This is a genomic window from Thioalkalivibrio versutus (assembly GCF_001020955.1).
GTDB lineage: Bacteria > Pseudomonadota > Gammaproteobacteria > Ectothiorhodospirales > Ectothiorhodospiraceae > Thioalkalivibrio > Thioalkalivibrio versutus.
In genome coordinates this window covers 2,055,437-2,079,361 of record NZ_CP011367.1, presented here as the reverse complement: position 1 = coordinate 2,079,361, position 23,925 = coordinate 2,055,437, and the positions used below count along the sequence as shown (strand labels likewise).

Sequence of the window (23,925 nt, the reverse complement as noted above, 5' to 3'; positions counted from 1 at the left end):
GGAGGCACCAATGAAGTCGAAGATGGTCCTGTTGTTGCCGGCCATCCTCGGCCTCCTCTGGGTGGCGCCCGCAGTTGCGGGCGACCACGTCGAGGCGGCCGAGGAGTACAAGACCGACTCGGAAACCGGGCTGATCAAGGCGCCGGGATTCGATACGGTCAAGAACAATTGCACGGTATGTCACTCGGCCCGGTTGTTCACCAGCCGTGGGTACACCCGCAAGATCTGGCTGGAACAGATCCGCTGGATGCAGGACACCCAGGGGCTCTGGGAGTTCTCCCCCGAAGTGGAGGAAGAGATCCTGGACTACCTGGAAACCTTCTACCCACCGAGTTGATCGTGACACGGTGAAGACAAAACGCCCCGGGTTTTCCCGGGGCGTTTTTTTGTGTGTGCCCTGTGCAGGCGGGGCGCCGTTGCCCTCGGCGCCCCGCCTCTTTATTCGCGGCCTGCGCGCGTGATGGCCCAGCAACGATGGGGCGGGGGCGGGCGTCGGTAGTCCTCGTCCAGGGTCTCGCGGGTGATGTCGCGGGCATGGAGCCCGGTCAGGGCCTCGTGGTCCAGCTCGAAGCGGCGGCGGTTGGTGGAGAAGTAGAGCACGCCGTCCGGGGTGAGCAGGCGCGCCGCCAGGAGGATCAGGTGGGCATGGTCGCGCTGCACCTCGAAGTCGTCTTCGGTGCGCTTGGAGTTGGAGAAGGTGGGCGGATCCAGGAAGATCCGCTCGAAGACCATGCCGGGGGTGTCCGTGGCCCCTTCCAGCCAGTGGATCACGTCCTCGCGCAGCAGGGCGTGGGTGCCGGGCTGGCGACGGCTGCGGCCATCGCGGATCTCGGCCTCCAGGCCGTTGGCGCGGAAGTTGTCCTCGGCCCACTCCAGGTAGGTGTTGGACAGGTCCACCGAGACGGTCTGGCGGGCACCGCCCACTGCGGCATGCACGCTGACCGCGGCGGTGTAGCAGAACAGGTTCAGCAGGCGCAGGCCGCGGCATTCCTGTTGCAGGCGCAGGCGCATCGGTCGATGGTCCAGGAACAGCCCGCTGTCGAGGTAGGCATCCAGGTCGACCCACAGGCGGCAGCCGTGCTCGTGCACCGGAAACGGAGCGGGTTGGGCGGTCTCCGCGCGCTGGTACTGCGAGCGTCCCTTCTGTGCCCGGCGCTGCTTGTAATGCAGGTGGGCGGGTTCGATGCCGGTAACCTCCAGCATCGCGGCCAGCGCGCCGCGCAGACGCGCCTCGGCGCGTGCGGGATCGACGCTGGCGGGCGCGGCAAACTCCTGCACATGCAGGTGAACCGTGCCGTCCTCGGCCTCGTAGCGGTCGATCTGCAGGGGGAATTCGGCCAGATCCGTGTCGTAGATGCGATAGCAGGTGATCTCCTGGCGTCGCGCCCAGCGAGCGAGGTGACGCAGGTTCTTCTGCAGGCGGTTGGCGAAATCCGGCGCCGGGGCCGCGGTCGGCTCGTCGCGCCGATGGATCTCGAACTGCAGCAGGTGGCAGGCAAGGGTGCCGTTGTAGAAGCGGTGCTTGTGGCTGGCGCGCAGGCCCAGGCGTTGCGAGTCGGTGGTGTCCGCCACCAGCAGGGCGACATGCCAGCCGCCGAAGGCGCTGCGCAGGCGCTCGCCCAGCAGGCTGTAGAGCTTGATCAGTTCCGGGGTGTTGCCGATGCGCTCGCCGTAGGGCGGGTTGCTGACCAGCATGCCGTGGTCGGCCGGGGGCTCCAGGGTCAGGGCCTCGGCCTGCTCGAAGCGCGTGCAGTCGCGCACGCCGGCGGCCTGGGCCGCCTTGCGGGCGGCGGCCACCGCGCCCCGGTCGCGGTCGCTGCCCAGCAGCGGCGGGCCCTGCCAGGGGCGCACCGCGTCACGCGCCTCGGCCACGCAGCTGGCCCAGAGCCCGGCGTCGTGGCCGGACCAGCCATGGGGGCGGAAACCCTCGCGCAGCAGGCCGGGGGCGGTATGGGTGGCCATCAGGGCGGCCTCGATCACCAGGGTGCCGCTGCCGCAGAAGGGGTCGAGGAACTGCGCGTCGGGATGGGTCTCCAGGTGTTCCGGCCAGCCGGCACGCATCAGTAGCGCGGCGGCGAGGTTCTCGCGCAGCGGGGCGTCGCCGCCGCTGCCGCGATAGCCGCGACGGTGCAGGCCACCGTTGCCGAGGTCCAGGCTGATCTGGGCCTGTCGGCCCTGCAGTTGCAGCAGCACGCGCACGTCCGGATCGGCGGCGTCCACGTCGGGGCGTTCGCCGGCGGCGTCGCGGAAGGCGTCGGCGATGCCATCCTTCACGCGCACCCCGGCGAAATGGGTATGCCCGATGTGCGAACTCTTGCCGGTCACATCCACCGCAAAGGTGGCGTCGAGCCCGAACAGGGCGGGCCAGTCCAGGGCCCGGCTGGCGACGTAGCAGGCATCACCGTCGGGTTCGTCGAAGCGTACCAGCGGCAGAAGGATGCGGCTGGCCACGCGGCTGCCGAGCAGGCAGCGGTACAGCGTGGCGAGATCCGCGTGAAAGTGGATGCCGGCGCGGTCTTCGCGCAGGTCCAGGGCACCGAATCCCTCCAGCTCGCGAGCGACCAGCGGGGCGAGCCCGCCGGCGGCCGTGGCCAGATACTCGCGGCGGTCGGCCGTCGGGTCGAAGGGGGCAATCGGTTCGCCGGAGGGAGACTCGGTCATCGTGGGCTCGGGCTGGCTGGGAAGCCCGACATTCTGGCACAACCGGGTGCCGTGCCGGAGCGGGACTGGAGACTCGCGGCGTTCAGCGCAGCAGGCGCCGGCGGATCAGGTAGGTGGCCAGGATGATGGCGCTCCCGCCGTAGGCGGTGATCACGGCCAGGTGCGGCAGCCAGGCCGCGGGCCAGGTGCCGGTCATCAGCGGACGCACGATCTCCAGTACATGCGCCAGTGGTAGTGCCAGGGCCAGGCCCTGCACCCAGCCGGGCAGTTCGGTCAGCGGAAAGAACACCCCGGACAGCAGCAACATCGGCGTGACGGCCAGGGTGAAGTAGTAGAGGAAAAAGTCGTAGCTGCGCGCCAGGGCGGTAATGACCAGTGCCAGCGCGCCGAAGGTGAACGCGGCGAGGAAGATCACCGGCAGCGCCAGTAGCGCGCGGGCATCGGCCACCAGCCCCAGCACGCTGGCGACGATCAGGATGGTGATGGCGCTGATCAGGCCCTTGGTCGCGGCCCAGACGGCCTCGGCGAAGACGATGTCGTCCAGCGTGAGCGGGGTGGCCAGCATGCCCAGCCAGGTGTTCTGTTCCGCCATGCGGGTGTAGGCGGAATACATGCCCTCGAAGCTGGCGGTGAACATCGCGGAGGAGCAGATGATGCCCGAGGCGATGAAGACCATGTAGCGCATGCCGTCGAGATCGCCCACCAGGCTGCCGAAGCCGTAGCCAAAGGCCAGCAGATACAGGATCGGCTCGCCGAAATTGCCCAGCATCGACGGCACGATCAGCTTGCGCCAGACCAGCAGGTTGCGCCGCCAGACGGCGACGAAGCGCAGGCTGGGGCGGGGCAGGATGGGGTGGTCGCCGGACATGGGCTCAGTCCCTCAGCTCGTGGCCGGTGAGTTTCAGGAAGACGTCTTCGAGATCCGCCTCGCGCAGGGTGGGCTCGTGGCCGAGCGCGCGCAGGCGCTCGCGCAGCCGGTCCGGCTCGGCGGTGTAGACCAGCCAGGTGTCCGCTACCTGGTGGGCCCGGTCCTTCGGGCCCAGCTCGCGCTGCAGGACCTCGCCGGCGTCCGTGCCGCCAACGGTCAGGACCCAGGGCTCGATGTGTTCCGCGATCAGCCGGCTCGGGGCATCACAGGCGATGATGCGGCCGTGGTCGATGATCGCGATGCGGTCGCACAGTTCCTCGGCTTCTTCCATGTAGTGGGTGGTCAGCACGAGGGTGACGCCCGAGGCGCGCAGCGCCCGAAGCTGGCGCCACAGATGATGCCGGGCCTGCGGGTCGAGACCGGTGGTGGGCTCGTCCAGCACCACCACCTCGGGTTCGTTGATCAGCGCACGGGCCAGGGTCAGGCGCCGCTTCATTCCGCCGGACAGGGCATTGATGCGCGCGCCGCGCTTGTCGTTCAGGTTGACCTGCCCCAGCAGCCGGTCGATGCGCGACTCCACCTCCGGCCCGGCCATCCCGAAATAGGCGGCGTAGGTGCGCATGTTCTCGATCACCGTGAAGTCGGGATCGAGGGTGTCGAACTGGGGCACGATGCCGAGGCGTTCGCGCACGGCGCGCTCGCCCTCCGGCATGGGCAGGCCCAGGACCTCGACCTGCCCGCCGTCGATCGGCGTCATGCCCAGCAGCATGCGGAGGGTGGTGGTCTTGCCGGCGCCATTGGGGCCCAGCAGGCCGAAGAACTCGCCGGGGGCAATCTCCAGATCCACGCCGTCCACGACGGCAACGCCGTCGTACGCCTTGTACAGCTGCTGGATGCGAATGGCGGACACGGCGAAACTCGGGACGAATGGAGAGTGCCTACCATACCGGTTCGCGGCAGTGCCCCCAATGCCCCGGTGCGGCACCATGAAAAAGGCCCGGATCTCTCGATCCGGGCCTTCCCGTGGATGGATTGCGAGCCGGGGCTATGGCTTGCTGTAGGTATAGCCCTGGTGCTGCAGCCAGGAGATGTGCGCCACGCCGCTGGGGATCACGTCGTCCTCGGAGGCGTCGAAGAGTTCTTCGAGGGCGATATTGCGCCCGCGCAGGGTGTTCGCACAGACCTGGAACTCCACGTTCTGCATCTTCAGGTTCTCGATGCGGCCGCGCAGGTTCTCGTTGGTGTTGGCGGTCTGCAGCAGGCCGAGGCCGTCGCCGTGCATCACCACCTTGATCTCCATGTTCTCGGCGCCAACGGCGTTGATGTGGTTCTGGATGTTGCCCATCGCGCCCATGTAACGCCGCTCGTCATCGTAGTTCACGTGGTAAACCACCTTGTGGGTGCCATAGTCGAAGTCGCTCGCGGCCGCCAGGCCGGGAATGCTCAGTACCATTGCGAGCAGTACGGGCAGGATCAGTTTCATTGTGTTCATCGCACAGGTTCCTCCTGAAACAACAACGAACCCGGGCGGGTTTCGAGTACGCCACGGGGCCTTGCGCCGGGGTTGGCGCCCTGCAATCGGGGGCTTCGCGGTGAAGGCGATCGACAGGTATGGATAAGACGCATCAGCCATGCGCCTATTCCCGTTTGCCGCGCCACAAAGTGGGTCATGTGCGGCACGAGCCGGGGCGGGTTTACGCGTGGAGTCTAGTGGCACAAAGAAAAGGGCCCGGGAAGACCCGGGCCCGAAGCGACGATCGGGAGATGGCGGTCGCCGCGGTGCTTGCCGCAGGGGTATTACGGACGCACGTAGGTGTAGCCCTGCTGCTGCAGGTGCGACAGGTGGGCCACGCCGCTCGGGATGATGTCGTCCTCGGAAGCGTCGTAGAGATCGTTGGCGACATCGATGTTCCGGCCAACGACGGTGTTGTTGCACACCTGGAAGTCCACGTCCTGCATCTTCAGCTGGTCGACGAAGGCCTTCAGGTCCTCGTTCGACTTGGCGTGCTGCAGCAGGCTGAGCCCGTTGCCGTGCATCACGACCTTGATGCTCATGCGGTCCGCGCCCACGGCGTTGATGTGGTTCTGAATGTTGCGCATTGCGCCAACCTGCCGCTGTTCGTTGTCGTGGTTCACGTGATAGACGACTTTCTGTTCGGAGTAGTAGCTATCGGCCAGGGCGGTACCCGGCAGGGCGAATACGGCGGCGGCCATGGCCAGCGGAAGAATGAAGCGTTTGTTCATGATCGGGCTCCTGCGTTTGTTCCCGTGTGTTCGTCTTTGATACGCCCGAGGCGTATATCGCGCTGCAATCAGCAGACCGGGCCCAGGGCGGCGTCCATGCCTCTGGTGTCCGGTTATGGGTAAGACGGGAACCGTTGGCGATTATTCCGATCAAATACAAGATAAGCATTTGATATAAAATCGAAAATTAGAATATTAGGGTAAGCCAGTTTGGCGCATGCTCCAGGTTGCATGCACGGCCAGGGTGAGCAGAACCAGGCCACCAGCGAATAATGTGAGGGTGCTGGGGGCCTCGGCCAGGAACAGCCAGACCCAGAGGGTGCCGAACACCGCCTCCAGCACCAGGAACAGGGCCACCTCGCCGGCCGGCAGAAAGCGGGTCGACAGAGCGATCAGAGTCAGCGCCAGGGGGAGCTGGACGAGGCCCATGAGCGCCAGGACCGCGAGGCTGTCGAGCCCGATCGCGAGTGGCGTCGCCAGCGGCCAGGCGATCAGCGCGGCCAGCATCCCGCCCGCCGCGATCACGGCCAGCCGGTCCATCCGGGGCGAACGGCGCAGCAGGGTCAGGTTGATGCCGACCACCAGGGCAGCCAGCAGCGCCAGGGCGTCGCCCAGCCAGCCCCCGGCCTCCAGCGAGCCGGCCAACACCGCGACGATCCCGCCGATAGCGATCAGCATTGCGATCCAGGTCCGCAGCGGCACCCATTCGCGCAGTAGCAGTCCGGAGAACACGGCCGCGAACAGCGGCGAGGCCGCCAGGATGACCACCACGTTGGCGACCGTGGTGTGCAGGATGGCGAGCACGAACAGGATGGTGGTCGCCGCGAATCCGGCCGCCACCCAGCCGGCATTGCGCCCGCCCAGTCGCAGGTGGGTCCAGGCCCAGCGCCCGTCGAGGATCCGCAGCAGCAGGGTCAGGGCGAGGGCCATCAGCAACCCGCGCCAGAAGACGATATCCATGCCCTGGGTGTTGGCCAGGCGCACCAGCAGTCCGTCTAAGCTGAGCGCCATCACGCCGGTGAAGGCGAGCAGGGAGCCGTGCAGGTGTTCGCGTTGCATGATCCGGTTCACCCTCCATGTGCCGCTTTTCCAGCGGGGTTGTTACAGTGCGTGGGTACCGTTTTCGGAGTGCCGTATGTCCGCATCCCAGATCCCGCCCGAACTGCAGCCGATCGGGGCCATTGGCCTCGGCATCATGGGGGCACCCATGAATCGTAACCTCCTCGCCGCCGGGGCCGACGTCCAGGTCTGGGCGCGACGGCCGGAGACGGCGGAAGCACTCGCGCAGGATGGGGCGCAGCCATGCACGAGCCTCCCGGAGCTGGTTCGCGGCGTGCGGGTGCTGGTGCTGAATGTCTCCGATACGCCGGATGTCGAGGCGCTGATGCTGGGGCCGGACGGGGTCCTGGAGCACGCCCGTCCCGGACTGATCGTGATCGATCACAGCACCATCGACCCGGTGCGTACCCGCGCCATCGCCCGCGCGGCCGCCGAACGCGAGGTGACCTTCGTGGATGCCCCGGTTTCGGGCGGGGAGCCGGGCGCGCGGGCCGGGACCCTGAGCCTGATGGTGGGCGGGCCGGTCGATGTTGTCGAGAGGCTGCGACCGATCTTCGAGGTGGTGGGCTCCACCCTGACCCACGTGGGCGACAGCGGCGCGGGGCAGATCGCCAAGGCCTGCAACCAGCTGGTGGTGGGCGAGACCCTGGTCGCGATCGGGGAGGCGTTTGCGTTGGCCGAACAGACCGGGGTGGACCCGGCACGCATGCGCGAGGCGTTAATGGGAGGCTTTGCCGGTTCGCGCATCCTGGAGGTACACGGCCAGCGGCTACTGGATGGCGACTTCGAGCCCGGTTTCCAGACCGGGCTCTACCACAAGGATCTGGGCATTGTGGCCGGGCTGGGCGAGGAGGTGGGGCTGAGCCTCGACGGACTCATGCCGGTGCGACGCGCGGTGGACGAGGCGTTGGAGGCCGGGCAGGCCGATCACGATGTGGCCATCCTGGCGCGTTTTTGCCTTCACGCCCGTGACGATCAAGGGCGTTAAAGGCGGTTCTTGGCGTCGCGGGTTAGCCGAACAGGCGCCAGAGGATGTAGAGCACCGAGAACACCAGGCCGAATACGATCCCGGCCCAGGACAGGGCGCGCATGCCGCGCCCTGGTCGGTGTTGCTCCGGCATGTCCGGTGACATCACCACCTTGAAGGTGATCCAGGCCAGTACTGGGGCGGACAGGAACGACAGCAGCGTGGCGAAATCGACCAGGCGGGTGAAGTGTTCCCCGGCCTGCGAAATCAGCAGCACGGCGCCGCTGGCGACCACCAGCAGCGCGATCCGGTAGCCCCACCAGTCCAGGCCTCGTTCGCCTTTGCGCGAGGGATCCATGGTCTGTGGTGCGTGGCCGTCCTCGCGCAGGGTGCGGATGATCGCCACGATCACACGGGGGTAGGCATCGGTGACGGCCAGGGTGGTCGAGAACATTGTGGTCAGGGCGGCCACGGCGATCAGGGTGCGGCTCCATTCGCCCAGACTATGGGCGTACAGGTCTACCAGCTGAGCGGAGAAGGTGGCCGCCCCCGGGGCAAAGCCGATCCCGCTGCCATACATCAGCACCGCGCCCAGCAGCATGAACGCGAGGGCAATCACCACCGCGCCCAGGTAGCCCAGGCGGAAGTCGAAGATCGCCTCGCGTACCGTCGGGGCGTGGCCCGTCTGGCGGGCGCGCTCCTGGGTCCAGATCGAATGCCAGGCGGCCACATCGAGCGGGATCGGCATCCATCCCAGAAGGGCCAGCACGAAGGCGAAGCCGGCCAGGGTCCAGAGGCTCGACCACTCTTGCGCGCCGGACAGGGTGACCAGGTCCGGAGCCTCGCGGAAGGCGAGTGCCACGGCCGCCACGGTGGAGACGCTGAGCGCCGCCATGATGATCTTCATGCCCAGATCGAGCCCGCGGTAGGCGCCGATCATCAGGAACGTAATGCATGCGGCCAGCACCAGGGCCGAGACCAGGGTGACCGACAGATCCAGGTCAAAGACCAGTGTGACCAGCCCGGCGGTGGTCAGCGTGACCACTGCCTGGATGGTAAACAGGGTACCCACGGTCACCGCGATGTAGAGCCCGAGTGCCCAGTTGCCGAGCCGGTGGTAGCCGGTCAGCAGGTGATGTCCAGTGGCGGCCGCGTAGCGCGGGCCGAACTCCAGAAATGGATACTTGAACAGGCAGGCCAGAAGTACGATCGGGATGAGCAACAGCCCGTACTCGGCACCGCCTCGGGTCGCCTGGACCAGATGCGAAACGCCTACCGCAGCTCCAGCCATCAGAAGCCCGGGTCCGATGGCTGCGCGCAGGGAGGCGCGGGTGGAAGCATTCATGGGCCTGGGTCCGGGGGTAAGGGTGTGGGGTACGGATTCTAGGGAAACATTGATCAATGTACACGTGCGTTTGGGTGCCCCATGTTCCCGATCCTGCCTCGGAGCTCATGGATGGGCAGCGGATCGCAGGCCGCCAAGGCACGTACGGCGCGCCTTGTCTCGAAAAATCTGCGGGGGTCAACGCGACTCATCAGCGTCGTCCAGGGAAGACGAGGGCGCGCGCTGACCGCGCCCGCCACGCTTCAGAGCGACAGGGGGACGCGACGGTAGATTTGCGGTGCGTTGGGGATCTGATCGCTGCTTGCGGGGAAGCGCTGGATCAACTTGTCGTAATAGCTGCGAATGTTCTGCACGTAGAGGACCGGCTCCCAGCCGCGGGCGTAGCCATAGCGGGTTTGCTCGTGCCATTCGCGTTCCGCCAGCCGTGGCAGCCACTGCATTACGTCCAGCCAGCGATCCGGATCGTCGCCGTTGGCATCGGCCAGGCGCCGGGCGTCATGCAGGTGTCCCAGCCCGACGTTGTAGGCCGCCAGCGTCATCCAGGTGCGGTCCGGTTCCGGGATGCGTTCCGGTAGGCGCTCACGCAGGTCCAGCAGGTAGCGGGTGCCGCCGTCGACGCTGGATGCCGGATCGGTGCGGTCCTCGACGCCGAGGCCGGATGCGGTGTTCTGGGTCAGCATCATCAGCCCGCGCACCCCGGTGGGGGAGATGGCCTCCGCGTTCCAGTGAGACTCCTGGTAGGCCACGGCGGCGATGAAGCGCCAGTCCAGGCCGTATTCGGCGCCGGCGCGTTCGAACAGGCCGCGAAAGCGATCCAGCTGGTTATCCACGCGCCGGGCGAAGGTCAGGGCGTCCACCAGGTCGTGGGTCTCCAGATGGCCCAGGTAGCGGTCGATCATCAGTTCCAGGTCGCGGTTCTCTCGCAGGCGGTCAATGTAGGCCTCCGCCGCGTCGATCAGGCTGCGGTCGAAGCCGGCCGGGAACAGCCAGGTGACGGCCACCCCGCGCTCGAACTCATAGGCGGTACGCAGATCGGGATGCAAGCGTTGCAGCCGGCCGAACTCCAGGGAGCTCATCAGTGCATAGTCGATTTGGCCCGCGGCCAATGCCTGGCGTTGTGCTTCGGCGGTCCCGATGGGTACCAGCTCGACCGGCGGGTCTCGCGGCTCGTACCCGAGGGTCTCGAACAGGCCCGGATTCGGGGTCTCGGACTCCGGATCCCCTGCCCGGACCGATACCTGTTGCCTCGCCGCGTCGGCGTGGGCCAGATGGGCCCGCAGGCGTTCCGGCAGCGGCGACTGTGCGGTGAGTCCGAGTCGGGTTCCGGCGGGCAGGCTGGCGAGGGCGGGCAGTGCAGCGGTGGATTCGTTGCCGCGCCAGAAGGCGAGAACCTGCTGGATGGCGAGGATCTCCGGACCGCGTTCGATCGTCGGTTCATCGGGGTCCACCAGCAGCCCGGCGGCCAGGTCCGCCCGGTGTTCGCGCAGACGGCGGTGGGCCTCGGCGGCGGTCTCCACGCGGGTTACGCGAATGCGCGTGCCCAGTTCCTTCGCGAAGCCATGCAGCAGGGCCAGTTCCAGTTGGTCGTGGCCACTGGTGGCCGCCAGCTCCGAGCGCCCCAAGGGCGCTTCGACCAGCACTACCTGCAGTTCCTCGCGGAAGGTCAATTGCTGGAGGGCCGAGGGCGGCTGGAACCAGACCCGCAGGCCGATCATCACCAGCAACACGATGAACACGCCGAGCTCGATCTGGCGCCAGGTCGAGCTCGGTGGACGAAGGCGAAGGTGCGGGAACATGAACCGATGATACCCAATCGGCCGTGCAGGCAGTGCCGGGCGATGACCGGCGCAGGGCGAGGTGGTGACCCTATCGCCAGTTCAGGACCAGACCCTGGGCGCGAAGGACCTGCAGTGCGGGGTCGACACAGGTATCGATGAAGGCGGCCCGACGGGGGTTATCGTGCGCCAGACGGCGGTAGTTCGGGCCCGCGGGCAGGCCCGCGAGCTGGTAGATATCCGCCGTGGGGTAGTAGAAGGCGTGCACGAACTGGCGGAACACCCGACGCATCAGCGGGCGGTAGGCCGCCTTCTGCCAGGTCGGCAGGGTATCCAGGTAGCTTTCCAGCGTGTCGCGGGCATGTGCCATGTGGCGCGCTTCGTCGATCATGTGGGTGGAGACGACGTCATGCACCGTGGGGCTGATCTGGTCGCGGCGCTGGTGGATCAGGCGGTTCATCCGGTCCGGGACCTCCTCGCCGATCATCACCGCGATCCAGAAGATCGAGGACTCGAAGGGGGCAAAGCGGCCGACCAGGGTGGCGAGCTTGGGTTTCGGAAAGCGTCGTTCCGGCAGCTCCAGCCCGCTGCGACGCATGAACTCGATGAACATCAGGCTGTGACCGGCCTCTTCACGCAGCTCGTGCAGGCGGTAGTTCAGCCGGTCCAGGCGGCCGGTCGAGTGCATGGAGATGCGCGAGATGCGTTCCATGAACAGGCCTTCCAGCCACAGCGCGCCACTGATGAAATAGAGAAATTCGTACTGCGATAGGCGCCGCTTCTGCTCGCCCGACAGCGCGGAATATTCCGGCGTGCCGAACAGCGAGATGGCCTCTTCCGGGATCCAGTAGTCCTCCGAAGACAGCGCATCCCAGCGAATCCGCGTGAGCGGATCCTGGTACGGCGAGCTGTTGCGGCTCAAATGATCGAGCAGCTCCTGGGAGGAATTCATCGTTGGCGTGCCGGGACCCATGCGGATAACGCCCGGAATCATACCGACTCTGGCGCTCCGGACCAACGCCAACCCGTTGCAATCTGCGGTTGCTCCCCCATGATGGAGCCCATGGACAAGAATCTGCGGTACCGAATCAATTTCCTGAACAACGGAAAAACGTACGAGCTGTACGCCCGTGACGTTTACCAGGACGAGCTTTACGGTTTCGTCACCATCGAGGGCCTGCTGTTCGGCGAGCGCACACAGGTGGTGGTGGACCCCTCGGAGGAGCGCTTGCGCACCGAGTTCGAGGGTGTGGAGCGCTTCCATGTGCCGATGCACGCGTTGATCCGGATCGACGAGGTCACGGCAGTGGGTACCCCGCGCATTCACGATGTGGGAACTGCCGGGGGCAATGTGCACGCCTTTCCCGGACTTCCGGGCAAGGGCGGTTCCTGACCCCGCAAGCTGCTGTTTTTCGTCCGCTCCATTGCGCCGCTGCCGCGCCTGGTTTAGGATTCCGCGCTTCGTGACCGTCCAGCGGTTGCGGAAAACGGAGAGGTGGCCGAGCGGTCGAAGGCGCACGCCTGGAAAGTGTGTATACGGTAACCCCGTATCGAGGGTTCGAATCCCTCCCTCTCCGCCAGATTCAAGCAAAGGGGCCCGAGTGGCCCCTTTTGCATGTGTGGCCCCCGACGCTCGGGGATTCGAACCCTCGATCGATCAAGGTGATGGTTCGACGGGTGGCGCGAAGCGACGCCGGAACGCCGAAGCAGAGCGGAGGCGGCCCGGAGGGCGGCGACCACGTCGCCGTAATCCCTCCCTCTCCGCCAGATTCAAGCAAAGGGGCCCGAGTGGCCCCTTTTGCATTTTTGGCCTCGGGGATCCTGCTTGCCGGCTAGTGGCTGGTCCTGGTTCGGCATCCGGTGTTTACGGTGGCTTCGGTCCGCCGCCTGCCAGGCGCTCTCTCGCGAGCGCACCGCGAGGTACTTCTTTGCTCGTGCAAAGAAGTACCCAAGAAACACGCCCGACTGCCGCGACCCCGGCCCGCGCAGCGGGCCGGGGTTTCCCTCGCTCCGAGGCATTTCGCGGGCGGCGCTGAACTCGCTACGCTGCGCTTCGCTCAGACATCCAGCGCCTTTTCTCCCGCGAAAAGCCTCTCCACTCGGCGCGACGACAACGGGGAGGGAGGTCAAGACAACGGCCGTTCCGACGATATTGGTAATGGATGATGGCTAGGTCTTCGAGCATCTTCGGCACGCTCGGCCTTTGGCCTTTGGCCTTTGGCCTTTGGCCGTTGCGTGTCGCGCCCGCAAAGCGGGCGCCGGGGCCTTCGGACGGCATTGCCTATTGTTATGTCCGGGGGACGGAACACCGTCTGTTTTGACCTTGGCCTCCCGTATGGAGCCCCTTGCGGAAGGGTTCTCGGGCCGGGAGAAGGCGCTGGATGTCTGAGCGGAGCCGAAGGCGCAGCGAGTTCAGCGCCGCCGGCCCGAGGGCCCTGGAGCAAGGTTCCCGGGCGGAACCCGGGGGCCCTTCTTTGGGCACTTTCTTGGGCAAGCAAGAAAGTGCCTCGGGGCGCGCTGGCGAGTCAGCGCACGGCAGGCGGCCGGACGGAGGCACGTAAACACCGGAGGACGAACCGGGACCAGCCGCCGACACCGCCGGCGCAGGCAAAAGAGGTCGGGGCTTGGGAAGTGGCCGTCCTGTGTCCCCCGGGGTCTAGCCGCGGGGCTTGAAGCCGGGTGGGTGGCGGGCGATCCAGGTGACGAAGTCGTGGACGACCGGTTCGGCGAGGAGCGCCTCGCGGGTGTTCAGGCGTTCCGCCAGGGTTTGTTCGTCGAAGTGTTTATGGATGTGGTCATGGCAGGGGCGGCAGACCCACAGGATGCGGGCCGCGCGCTCGGCGCGGCTGAATCGCCGGCGGATGCGCTTGCGCCGGTGCTGCTTGCGCGGGATCAGGTGGTGGCGGGTCAGCGCGTCCATCTCGCGGCCACACAGTTCGCAGGCGGCCGCGGGTCCCGGTTCAGGCTCGTCGGATCCGATCACGGCATCTGCAGGCGGCAGCGCGGCGGCGGCCGGGTGATGGCGTAATCGGGTTCGGCCAGATCCATCAGGCAGGGCGCACCCTCCGGATCAATGATGCGCGTGGCGATGGCACGGATCGCGTCTTCACGCGGGCCCGTCTCGCGGACCTGGCGGCTGGTGATGGGTTGCCAGTCGCCGTCGCGTTCCTCGGCGATCTCGAAGCCGAAGGGGAAGAAGCCAGGTGCGCCGAGGCGCAGGTCGGTGACGACCAGCCGGTCGGGGGCGTCGGTGTGCTCGGCGCGGTGGAAGCGCAGGAAGTCGCCGGCGAACCATTGCAGACGCTGGCCGTCCTCCAGGGCCAGGGCCTCCTCCTGCAGGTGCGCGCCGCGCTCGAAGGCCTCGAAGTCCGGCCGGATCGGCTGGTCGAAGATGCCCACCCATGCCTCCAGGAATTGGTCATCATCCACGACGGTGATGCGCCACAGCAGGAGGTTGAACGGGGTAGGCTGCACCATGCGGGGCTGGTCCTGCAGGTCCATCGCGATCAGCGCGGGCTGGATGCGGTGGTCGATCCAGACCTTCAGCGCCAGGCCCGAGCCCGCATAGGCGGTGGAAAGGACCAGTCCGGCCACCAGCAGCCGCGGCGCGAAGCGGTAGAACAGCGCGCCGATCGCGGCGACCAGCAGGGGCAGGGTGTAGAGCGGGTCGATGACGAAGATCGAGGCGGTCCCCACCGGCCCGGCGAAGGGCCAAAATAGCTGGGTGCCGTAGGTGGTGAGCGCGTCCAGCAGCACATGCGTGGACAGCACCAGGAACAGGAACCACCACCAGCGTCCGAAGCCGATATCGCGGGTGGCCGGAATGCGTGCGAGCAGGCCCGCTACGCCCGTCGCGACCAGCAGATGGACCAGCAGGGAGTGGCTGAAGCCGCGGTGATAGATGAAATCGGAGACGTCGTCCCCGTAGGCTATAAGCACGTCCAGGTCCGGGACGATGGCCACGGCGGCGCCCAGCAGGATGGCCTTGCGGCCCAGGCGTGATCCGAGGGTCAGGCCGCCGACAACGGCGCCCAGGCTGGCTTGGGTGACGGGATCCATGCGGGAGCATTTCCTTTTAGGTGACGCGCTTGCGACTGGCGCGCGGCGCCCGAGTTCACGTGATCAAACCAGAGCGGCAAACATGACTCAAGCCGGAACCGACAACCAATGGCAGTTCTGGGTGGATCGCGGCGGCACCTTCACCGACCTGGTCGCACGCGACCCGGAAGGCCGCCTGCATACCCGCAAGCTGCTGTCGGACAACCCGCAGGCGTATGCCGACGCCGCGGTGCAGGGCGTCCGCGACCTCCTCGGGCTGGCCGCCGGCGCCGCGATTCCGCCTGGGTTGATCCACGAGCTGCGCATGGGCACCACGGTGGCGACCAACGCGCTACTGGAGCGCAAGGGCGAGCCGACCCTCCTAGTCGTCACCGCAGGGTTGGAGGACGCACTGGCGATCGGGCACCAGGCGCGGCCCGACCTGTTTGCGCGCATCATCCGCCTGCCACAGCCGATCTATGCGCAAGTGGCCGCGGTGCGCGAACGCGTGAATGCGGCCGGGGCGGTCCTCCAGCCGGTGGATCTTGATGAGCTGCGTCCGCGCCTGCAGGCAGCGCTGGATGACGGCATTCGTTCGGTGGCGATCGTCTGCATCCACGGCTATCGCTATCCGGCGCATGAGCAGTCCATCGCGGCGCTCGCGCGGGAGATGGGCTTTGCCGAGGTGGCGACCAGCCACGCGACCAGCCCGCTGATCAAGCTGGTGCCGCGTGGCGAGACCACGGTGGTGGATGCCTACCTGTCGCCCGTGCTGCGCCGCTATGTCGATCAGGTTGTCGGCGAACTGGGGGATGTGCCGCTGCGCTTCATGCAGTCGCATGGCGGGCTGGTGGACGCGGCACACTTTCGCGGCCGCGACGCGATCCTGTCCGGGCCGGCCGGCGGCATCGTCGGCGCGCTGAAGACCGCCGCGCCACTCGGCTTCGAGCGCCTGATCACGTTCGACATGGGCGGGACCTCCACCGATGTCGCACACCTGGCCGGGGAGCTGGAACGCCGCCAGGAGAGCGAGGTGGCGGGTGCGCGTCTGCGCGTGCCGATGCTGGATATCCATACCGTGGCCGCTGGCGGTGGGTCGGTCTGCCGCTTCGACGGGATCCGCTTGCGGGTCGGGCCGGAGTCCGCCGGCGCGCAGCCCGGCCCGGCCTGTTACGGCCAGGGTGGGCCGTTGACGGTGACCGATTGCAATGTGCTGCTGGGGCGCTTGCGACCGGAGTATTTCCCGGCCGTGTTCGGCCCCGAGCGCGACCGTCCGCTGGACCCGGAGCCGGTCCGGCAGCAGTTCGATGAGCTGGCGGTTCAGGTCATGTCGATGACGGCTGAACGGGTGACGCCGGAGGGGCTGGCCGAGGGGTTGTTGCAGATCGCGGTGGAGCACATGGCCCAGGCGATCAAGACCATCTCGGTGCAGCGGGGCCATGACGTGTCGCGCTATGCCCTGGTCTGCTTTGGCGGGGCGGGTGGGCAGCATGCCTGCCGGGTCGCGGAGCAATTGGGCATGCGCCACATCCTGTTCCATCCGCTGGGGGGCGTGCTGTCCGCCTACGGGATGGGGCTGGGGGAACTGCGGGCTCTGCGCGAGCGCAGCCTGGAGTGGCCCCTGGACGAGGAGCATGTCGCAGCGATCGAGGCCGCGCTGGACGATCAGGCCACGGCGGCGGCCGCGGCCCTGGCGGAACAGGGGGTGGAACCTGGGGGCATGCGCATCGAGCGGCGGCTGCATCTGCGGCTAGCCGGCTCGGATACGGCGCTGGAGGTCCCGGCCGGCCCCACTCATGCTCTGATGGAGGCCTTCGCTGCGGCTTATCGCGGGCGCTACGGCTTCGCCCCGCCGGATCGCGAGCTGGTGGTAGCGGTCGCGGCGGCCGAGGCCATCGCCACCGGGACCGAGTTGCCGCCGGACCGGGTACCGGAAACGCTGGTCGAGCGTCCCGCACCGGAGGCGGATACGGTCGCGATGGTCGTGGCGGGCGAGATGCGCGACGTACCCCTGTACCGGCGCGAGGCCCTGAGCCCCGGGATGACGCTGGCAGGGCCGGCACTGGTAATCGAGGCCACCGCGACGCTGGTGCTGGAGCCGGGCTGGCGGGGTCGCATCGAGCACGAGGGCACGCTGTGCCTGGAGCGCGACGCGGGCGCCGGTCGGCGGGGGGCAGCCGAAACCACCGATGTGGACGCAATCCCGCGCGACCCCATCCTGCTGGAAGTCTTCAACAATCGCTTCATGGCAATCGCAGACCAGATGGGGTTCACCCTGCGCAATACCGCCCATTCGGTGAACATCAAGGAACGCCTGGATTTCTCCTGTGCGCTGTTCGATGCCAGCGGGAACCTGGTCGCCAATGCCCCGCACATGCCGGTGCATCTGGGCTCGATGGGCGCCAGTGTGCGCGCGGTGGTCGCGGCGGCGGAGGGTGATCTGCGTCCCGGAGACGCCTGGGTGCTGAACGATCCCTACAACGGCGGCACCCATCTGCCGGACATCACCGTGGTCACACCGGTCTTCGTGGGCCCCGGGGATGCAGTGACGGAGGATCCGCAGGCCGGGATCGCGCAACCGGCGTTTTTCGTGGCCTCGCGCGGCCACCATGCCGATGTTGGCGGCATCACGCCGGGCTCGATGCCGGCCTTCTCCCGTCGGCTGGAAGAAGAGGGCGTGCTGATCCCGCCGACCCTTCTCGTGCGCGATGGGCGCTTCGCGTCTCCGGCGATGCGGGCGCTACTGGGTTCGGGCGAGTGGCCGGCACGCAACCCGGAGCAGAATCTGGCCGACCTGGAGGCCCAGGTGGCGGCCAATCGCAAGGGGCTGGAGGAACTGGGGCGGCTGCTGGACGAGTACGGGGCGGCCACGGTGACGGCCTACATGCAGCATGTGCAGGACAATGCCACCGAGGCAGTACAACGGCTGATCGCGGGCCTGGAGGGTGGCACGTTCACCTATGCGTTGGACAACGGGGCCGAGATCCGGGTGGCCGTGACACCCGATCCGGCAGCGCGCCGCCTGCGGATCGATTTCGCGGGGACCTCGCCGGCCCGCGCGGACAACTTCAACGCCCCGGGCTCGATCGTCCGTGCGGCGGTGCTGTACGTGCTGCGCACGCTGCTGGAGGACGAGATTCCCCTGAACGATGGCTGCCTGGCGCCGGTGGACCTGGCGATCCCGGAGGGTTGTCTGCTGAACCCGACGCCGCCCGCTGCCGTGGTGGCGGGCAATGTCGAGACCTCGCAGGTGGTGACCGATGCGCTGTTCGGTGCCCTCGGGGTGCAGGCTGCGGCCCAGGGCACGATGAACAACCTGACCTTCGGCGATGCCGAGCGACAGTACTACGAGACCATCGCCGGCGGCGCCGGGGCCGGGCCCGGCTATGACGGGGCCAGCGCCGTGCAGACGCACATGACCAACTCGCGCCTGACCGATCCCGAGGTGCTGGAGAGTCGTTTCCCGGTGCGGGTGGAGCAGTTCGGCTATCGCCGGGGCTCCGGTGGCCGGGGGCAGCGCCGGGGGGGTGACGGCGTGATCCGGCGGCTGGGCTTTGATGCGGCGATGGAGGTGGTGCTGCTGGCCAATCGGCGTCGCGTGCCGCCGTTCGGGCTGGACGGTGGCGAGCCGGGGGCGCTGGGCGAGGATGCCATTCTGCGCGCGGATGGCACGCGCGAGCCGATGGCAGGCTGTGATTGCCAGTCGGTGGCGCCGGGGGATGCGGTGGAGATCCGGACTCCGGGCGGCGGCGGCTACGGGCGCGTCAGGGATTAGGCCCGCCGCAGCAAGGGAAACACTGATCAATGTACGCGCTCGCGTTGGCACCCCAGGTTTTCCGAGACAAGACGCGTCGTGCAGCGGGTAGTGGTTCTACCCGCAAGCGGCGCAACGCCGGATCGGGGAACCTGGGGTGCCAACCCCCAAGGGGCTCGGCCGCCCGTTGTTGATCAAAAACGGGCGCGCGCACGGCGTTGCGGTTCCTTTGTGCAGAATGACTGCACGGCAGTCACCGCGCCTTGTTCGCACGCAAAAGCGACTCGAGCGCGAGCGTGTGCATTGATCAGTGTTTCCCAAGGGGGCGTCAGTCGTCCCAGCGCTGGGGTACGCGCTGGATCTCGTCGGTGTCGTAGCCGAGCTCGTCCAGGTAGGCGAGGATGGCCTGGTAGTCGTCCTCGGGCATCTCCGGCTCGCGCGCCATGATCCAGACGTAGTCGCGTTTGCTGCGGCCGATCACCGTCTGGCTGTACGCCTCGTCGAGATAGATGATCAGGAACTCGGCCTTGAACGGCCACAGGAAGCGCATGCCCCATTCGGCGTTGTCCTCGCTCTGCACGAAGCCCGTCGGGTTGTACTCGCGGCGCGGCCCGTCAAAGCCGCCCTTGTTGAACGAGAAGGTGGTGGCGATGGTCCCGTCGTCGTTCAGCGCGTACTGCTCCAGCGCGTTGTAGGCATCGCGCTCGAGGAAGGTGGGGATATTCGCGATCACGTACCAGTCGCCCATGTAGCGATCGAGGTCGACGTGGTCCACGGTCGGCATCTTCTGCGGGCTGCTGCATCCGGTCATCAGAATCCCCAGTACCAGGCCCGCGAACAGGGCCGTCATTGAGCGCGTCATTGGTGTCTTCCGTATGGTCCCGGAAGATGGACCGCCGCGGCGCGGGAAAGGTCCGCGTGGCTCCACCGTTTGGCGCGGCCGGGATTCAGGCGGTCTGGCCGAGGCGCTGGTCCATCAGGTGATCGAACAGCGATTCTTCCGGAATGATCTGGGCGCGCCCGCTGCGGAATTCGTGGGCGAGACCCTGAATGCTGTGCTGGCGCTTGGCGCGCCCGGCGGCATCGGTGAACAGCAGGCGTCCGGCGTGACTGCCGCGCCAGACCAGCTTCATGCGCGTGACCCGGGTGCCGGCGGGGGAGGTGAACTGGATCCAGGTGCCGGAGATCAGGTTGTCGGCATGCTCGACATGCTCGTCGTCATGGTCGCGCATCAGGGACGGATCGTCGTCGGCATGCCGGGGTGAGGTATCGAACATCGAACTCGACCGGCTGCCGGCCCGCTTCCGGGCCTTTTGCATGCGCTCTTCCGCGGAACCGGCCGTGTCCGTCGACGTCGTGGAGGGGCCTGTCTCGGGCGAGGGAGGTTCGGCCGGTGCCGAGCGCCGTTTTCCGGCGGCGACCAGGTGAGCGCTGACCAGGTCCTGTTTGATGCGGGCACGTTCTTCTTTCGTCAAAGGGGCTCGATCGAGAAACGCGCGGATGCGCGCCAGCAATGGCGCCGAGGCCTGAAAATCCGGTTCCGCCTGCATCAGAGCCAGCAGTTCGTGAAGCAGGGCCATGCCGTCGTTGTCGTTGGTGGCTTCGCTCCCGGGGGTGGCCGCTGCGGTTGTGTCGTCCGCATCACCGCTCCGTGCCTCGGCAGTCTTCTGCGCGGTCATTAACGGAACCCAGGCATCCATCAGTTGCTCGCGGGCCTCGTCGGGGATGTCCTGGCCCATGGAGATCACGGTGCGCTCCACCGTGGACTCCACGTTGTAGGTGATCTCCAGGGTGCGCTCTTCCTGCTGTGCCTCGGCCTGTTCATCGGCCGCCTGATGGGCGATCTTCTCCTCGACCTCGGCGAGATCGTCCTGCAGGCGCGTCAGTGCCTCGTTGAAGGCCTCACTGTCGCCAAGGCCTGCGTTGCGCACGCGTTCGACGTTCTCGAAGACCAGCCGGCTGAGCGGCAGGCCCCGGGCTTCTTCCAGCGGCAGGTCGGGATCAATGCGCAGTGCGATGTTCAGCAGCAGGCCGGTCATCTGCCGGGCCGGGTGCGTTCGGTCACGGAAAAAATGCGTCTCGCGCATGGCGATGCGCACCAGCGGGAGCTGCAGATCGGACAGGGGTTCGCGCAAAGCGGGGTTGAGGTCGTCGCGCTTCAGGATCATGTCGAACAGGCCCTGCAGCAGGTCCATCACGAAGGGTTCCAGCGTGCTGGGCGGAGCGCTGTTAAGGACGGTTGTTACCGCCTCTGCCGCCGAGCCGTAGCCGGCACCGGTCCCGGGTGCCACACCGGTGTTGGCGACGACCTGTCCCGAGACGGGCACCTGATAACCGAATTGCGCCCAATTGCCCGTTGCGCCGGACGGGCCGGAAGGGGGTGGCCCGCTGCCCCCGGCTGGAGCCTGAGGCGCGGAAGAAGAGGCCGGAGCAGTAGCGCCCGGCCGGGTGCGTGCCCTGGCGTGTGCCTCGGGCACCGCGAAGCCGGCGTCACGGAAGGCCTGCATCAGCGCCTGCATCTCCGGCTGCAGTTCGCGCATCACGTCGCGATCGAACCAGTGCAGCAGCACCAGACAGTCTTCCGGTGGCAGGGGCACGGCCTCCAGTGCCTCCAGGAAGGCCTCGCCCAGGGCATGCGGGTGCCAGGGGGCGTCCTCGGGTGTGGGGACCAGGTGGTAGTCCCGGGTGACCGTTTCCAGGGCATCGATTTCGGCCGACATTACGGAACGCGCGCCCGTGACCAGCTTGCGCAGGGCCACCTCGCGCTCGGTATCGGCGGCGTCCATCAGGCTCAGCTCGTGTTCGCCCGTGGCAGGGAGCGCGTGTTCCGGCTCTTCGGGCAGGATCGCATTGTGAAGTCGGTCACGAAAACGCTGGAGGATGGCGCCACTCGCCATGCGAATCTGGCGCGAAAGGGCAAGATTCTGGGCCGCGCGCTGGGAATCGATCGCGCGCTCGGAGGCATCCATCAGGCGGTCGTCGAGCTCGCCCAGGAAGGTTTCGAGACGCTCCTGAACGCCCTTGGAGAAGGGCGCCCAGACGCGATGCAGGGTTCGGGCCGGAATCCGGTGACGTTGCGCCATGAGCGGTATGCAGCTGGTTAAGGGCACAATCTAGCACCCCTGCGGGCCTGTGTGTCAGCGATCCGGTTTTGTACGTGCGCGGCCACCGGGGAACCGCATGCCTCTCGCCGGGTCAACGAAACATCTCAACGCGGGGACGCACGGCATGCAGCGAATGATCGAGTGGGCGGAACAGGGACGGTTGCCGGATACGCTCGTGCGGGCCGGCATTCGGCGGCTGCTGGCGGAGCGGTTGCGCGAGAGCGGGGCCCCGGCCGAGGAGGCGATGGAGCGGCGCTATGCGTTGATCGAGGCGATGCGCGCCGCGCCCGTGGCGTTGTCCACCGAGGTGGCGAACGAGCAGCACTACGAGGTGCCGACCGAATATTTCGAGCGTTGCCTCGGGCCGTGGCTGAAATACTCCTGTGCCTGGTGGCCGGAGGGCGTGGATGACCTGCGCGGGGCGGAGGCGGCCATGCTGCAGCTGACCTGCGAACGAGCAGGCCTCGAGAATGGGCAGCAGGTCCTGGAGCTGGGCTGCGGCTGGGGTTCGCTGTCGCTCTGGATGGCGGAGCAATACCCGAAGTCGCGCATCGTCTCGGTGTCCAACTCGGCGACTCAGAGAGCCTCGATCGAGGCCCGCCGGGACGCGCGCGGCCTGGAGAACCTCACGATCGTCACCGCAGACATGAACACCTTTGCCCCGGACCAGACCGGGTTCGACCGGGTGGTCTCGGTGGAGATGTTCGAGCACATGCGCAACTGGCCCGAGCTGCTGCGGCGCGTGGCGACCTGGCTGCGTCCGGGCGGGCAGTTGTTCATGCATGTCTTCGCCCATCGCGAGTTCGCCTACTTCTTCGAGAGCGAGGGCGAACACGACTGGATGGGGCAGTACTTCTTCCGCGACGGGTTGATGCCATCGGATGATCTGGCGCGGCATTTTCAGGAGGATCTGCGCGTGGTGCGCCAGTGGCGAGTGAACGGCCACCACTACGCGCGCACCCTGAACGCCTGGCTGGCGCGCCAGGACGCCGCGCGGGACGAGCTGATGCCATTGTTCGAACAGACCTACGGCGCGCAGGATGCCGCGCTGTGGTTCCAGCGCTGGCGCATGTTCTACATGGCCTGCGCCGAGTTGTTCGATTATCGCGGCGGGAACGAGTGGTTCGTGTCGCATATCCTGTTTCGCCGGCCCGAGGCCTAGCGGATGGCCGGTTGGGTGATGTTCCTGGTCGGGTTCGGCGCAGCGCTGGCCCTGATGACGGGGGTCTGGGCGGCGAGCGTGTTGCGACGCGACGCGAGCCTGGTGGACCGCTACTGGGGTCTGGGTTTCGTCCTGGTCACGCTGGTGTGGTGGGGGCTGGCCGGGTGGCCCGTGCTGGGGCTGTGGATCGTGATCCCGGTGCTGTTGTGGGGGCTGCGGCTGTCCGCCTTTATTACCTGGCGCAATTGGGACCACGGCGAGGACGGGCGTTACACGGACATGCGTGCGGGCCGAAGCGAGGGTGCCTTTGCCGCGCGCAGTCTGGTCACGATCTTCTGGCTGCAGGGCGCACTGGTGGCGGTGATCGGCCTGCCCATGCTGGCCGTGGTGCGGGTCGAGGCGGTGTGGTGGCCGCTGGCCGTCGCCGGGTTGCTGTTCTGGGCGGTGGGGCTTTTTTTCGAGACGCTGGCGGATGCGCAGATGGCACGTTTTCGCGCCGATCCGGGCAATCGCGGGCAGGTGATGGATCGCGGCCTGTGGCGCTACAGCCGTCATCCCAACTATTTTGGCGAGATTGTGGTCTGGGTCGGGTTCGGCCTGCTGGCCCTGGCTGCGGGCGGCTGGTGGGCCGTGCCCTCGGCGGTGCTGATGATCCTGCTGATCCTGCGTGTGTCCGGCGTCACGTTGCTGGAAAGTCGTCTGCATGAATCCCGCCCCGGTTATGCCGACTACGTGCGCCGCACCAACACGCTGATCCCGGGCCCGCCGCGCAGCTGATGCGGCGGCGGGAGTGATCCCGCACCCTTGCTGCGCTTTCCCTGTCCGCGCTATAAAGCGCACGTCCTGTCCGGCGCTCCAGATGCCGGACGCCGCCCCTGTTTTGTGCACGTCACCGCCAGCGAGCCAGCCGATCCGATGAGCGCGTCCCCGAGTTCTGTCCAGGCCATT

General features: G+C 67.4%; 19 protein-coding genes, 1 tRNA gene and 1 pseudogene. 8 read left to right on the top strand and 13 right to left on the bottom strand.

The window, feature by feature from the left end; genetic code table 11:
* The first annotated feature begins 10 nt into the window (after positions 1–10).
* The gene (locus TVD_RS09625) at positions 11–337 is read left to right on the top strand and encodes a hypothetical protein (RefSeq protein ID WP_047251488.1); all 327 of its coding nucleotides are present in this window, start codon (positions 11–13) and stop codon (positions 335–337) included.
* A gap of 101 nt (positions 338–438) precedes the next feature.
* On the opposite strand, the gene rlmKL is transcribed toward TVD_RS09625, so the two are convergent.
* The 6 genes from rlmKL to TVD_RS09595 form a co-directional block, all read right to left on the bottom strand.
* Entirely contained in the window at positions 439–2,661 is a 2,223-nt protein-coding gene (rlmKL, locus tag TVD_RS09620; RefSeq protein ID WP_047251487.1) for a bifunctional 23S rRNA (guanine(2069)-N(7))-methyltransferase RlmK/23S rRNA (guanine(2445)-N(2))-methyltransferase RlmL, read from the bottom strand.
* Between the two features lie 82 nt (positions 2,662–2,743).
* Positions 2,744–3,529 carry an ABC transporter permease gene (locus TVD_RS09615; RefSeq protein ID WP_018168568.1) on the bottom strand — a complete coding sequence of 262 codons (786 nt, stop codon included), beginning with the start codon at positions 3,527–3,529 and terminating at the stop codon, positions 2,744–2,746.
* 4 nt (positions 3,530–3,533) lie between these two features.
* Entirely contained in the window at positions 3,534–4,439 is a 906-nt protein-coding gene (locus TVD_RS09610) for an ABC transporter ATP-binding protein (protein ID WP_047251486.1), read from the bottom strand.
* Positions 4,440–4,574: 135 nt separating this feature from the next.
* Positions 4,575–5,021, bottom strand: coding sequence for a DsrE family protein (locus TVD_RS09605; protein WP_047251485.1), 447 nt, complete (start codon positions 5,019–5,021; stop codon positions 4,575–4,577).
* A 305-nt stretch (positions 5,022–5,326) separates the two neighbouring features.
* The gene (locus tag TVD_RS09600) at positions 5,327–5,773 is read right to left on the bottom strand and encodes a DsrE family protein (RefSeq protein WP_047251484.1); all 447 of its coding nucleotides are present in this window, start codon (positions 5,771–5,773) and stop codon (positions 5,327–5,329) included.
* A 195-nt stretch (positions 5,774–5,968) separates the two neighbouring features.
* The gene (locus TVD_RS09595) at positions 5,969–6,832 is read right to left on the bottom strand and encodes a DMT family transporter (protein WP_047251483.1); all 864 of its coding nucleotides are present in this window, start codon (positions 6,830–6,832) and stop codon (positions 5,969–5,971) included.
* Between the two features lie 76 nt (positions 6,833–6,908).
* Here TVD_RS09595 and TVD_RS09590 point away from each other — a divergent pair, with 76 nt between their 5' ends.
* The gene (locus TVD_RS09590) at positions 6,909–7,820 is read left to right on the top strand and encodes an NAD(P)-dependent oxidoreductase (RefSeq protein WP_047251482.1); all 912 of its coding nucleotides are present in this window, start codon (positions 6,909–6,911) and stop codon (positions 7,818–7,820) included.
* Positions 7,821–7,842: 22 nt separating this feature from the next.
* Here the strand turns inward: TVD_RS09590 and TVD_RS09585 are convergent, their stop codons facing one another.
* From TVD_RS09585 to TVD_RS09575, 3 genes are all read right to left on the bottom strand, one after another.
* Positions 7,843–9,144: an NRAMP family divalent metal transporter gene (locus TVD_RS09585; protein WP_047251481.1), complete on the bottom strand. Its 1,302-nt coding sequence runs from the start codon at positions 9,142–9,144 to the stop codon at positions 7,843–7,845.
* Between the two features lie 242 nt (positions 9,145–9,386).
* Complete coding sequence (gene mltF, locus TVD_RS09580) at positions 9,387–10,940, bottom strand: membrane-bound lytic murein transglycosylase MltF (RefSeq protein WP_047251480.1); 1,554 nt, start codon at positions 10,938–10,940, stop codon at positions 9,387–9,389.
* A 70-nt stretch (positions 10,941–11,010) separates the two neighbouring features.
* Positions 11,011–11,871, bottom strand: a complete 861-nt coding sequence (locus TVD_RS09575) for a diiron oxygenase (RefSeq protein WP_026287920.1) — start codon at positions 11,869–11,871, stop codon at positions 11,011–11,013.
* 111 nt (positions 11,872–11,982) lie between these two features.
* Here TVD_RS09575 and TVD_RS09570 point away from each other — a divergent pair, with 111 nt between their 5' ends.
* The 3 genes and pseudogenes from TVD_RS09570 to TVD_RS15065 all read left to right on the top strand — a co-directional run bounded on the left by TVD_RS09570 (position 11,983) and on the right by TVD_RS15065 (position 13,308).
* Positions 11,983–12,312 carry a DUF1820 family protein gene (locus TVD_RS09570; protein ID WP_047251479.1) on the top strand — a complete coding sequence of 110 codons (330 nt, stop codon included), beginning with the start codon at positions 11,983–11,985 and terminating at the stop codon, positions 12,310–12,312.
* 96 nt (positions 12,313–12,408) lie between these two features.
* Positions 12,409–12,499, top strand: a tRNA-Ser gene (locus tag TVD_RS09565).
* A gap of 582 nt (positions 12,500–13,081) precedes the next feature.
* A pseudogene (locus tag TVD_RS15065) lies at positions 13,082–13,308 on the top strand (hypothetical protein).
* A gap of 267 nt (positions 13,309–13,575) precedes the next feature.
* Here TVD_RS15065 and TVD_RS09560 read toward each other — a convergent pair.
* Positions 13,576–13,839: a hypothetical protein gene (locus TVD_RS09560; protein ID WP_047251959.1), complete on the bottom strand. Its 264-nt coding sequence runs from the start codon at positions 13,837–13,839 to the stop codon at positions 13,576–13,578.
* A gap of 59 nt (positions 13,840–13,898) precedes the next feature.
* Positions 13,899–14,978, bottom strand: coding sequence for a metal-dependent hydrolase (locus tag TVD_RS09555; RefSeq protein WP_018649829.1), 1,080 nt, complete (start codon positions 14,976–14,978; stop codon positions 13,899–13,901).
* Between the two features lie 82 nt (positions 14,979–15,060).
* Between TVD_RS09555 and TVD_RS09550 the strand changes: the two genes are divergently transcribed.
* The gene (locus TVD_RS09550) at positions 15,061–18,732 is read left to right on the top strand and encodes a hydantoinase B/oxoprolinase family protein (protein WP_047251478.1); all 3,672 of its coding nucleotides are present in this window, start codon (positions 15,061–15,063) and stop codon (positions 18,730–18,732) included.
* Between the two features lie 307 nt (positions 18,733–19,039).
* Here TVD_RS09550 and TVD_RS09545 read toward each other — a convergent pair whose 3' ends face one another.
* Entirely contained in the window at positions 19,040–19,573 is a 534-nt protein-coding gene (locus tag TVD_RS09545; protein ID WP_019567939.1) for a lipocalin family protein, read from the bottom strand.
* Between the two features lie 85 nt (positions 19,574–19,658).
* Positions 19,659–21,794, bottom strand: a complete 2,136-nt coding sequence (locus TVD_RS09540) for a DUF1631 family protein (protein WP_047251477.1) — start codon at positions 21,792–21,794, stop codon at positions 19,659–19,661.
* A 145-nt stretch (positions 21,795–21,939) separates the two neighbouring features.
* Between TVD_RS09540 and TVD_RS09535 the strand changes: the two genes are divergently transcribed.
* Complete coding sequence (locus TVD_RS09535; protein WP_018937846.1) at positions 21,940–22,977, top strand: SAM-dependent methyltransferase; 1,038 nt, start codon at positions 21,940–21,942, stop codon at positions 22,975–22,977.
* Between the two features lie 3 nt (positions 22,978–22,980).
* Positions 22,981–23,754: a DUF1295 domain-containing protein gene (locus TVD_RS09530; RefSeq protein WP_019562901.1), complete on the top strand. Its 774-nt coding sequence runs from the start codon at positions 22,981–22,983 to the stop codon at positions 23,752–23,754.
* The last annotated feature ends 171 nt before the right edge of the window (positions 23,755–23,925 follow it).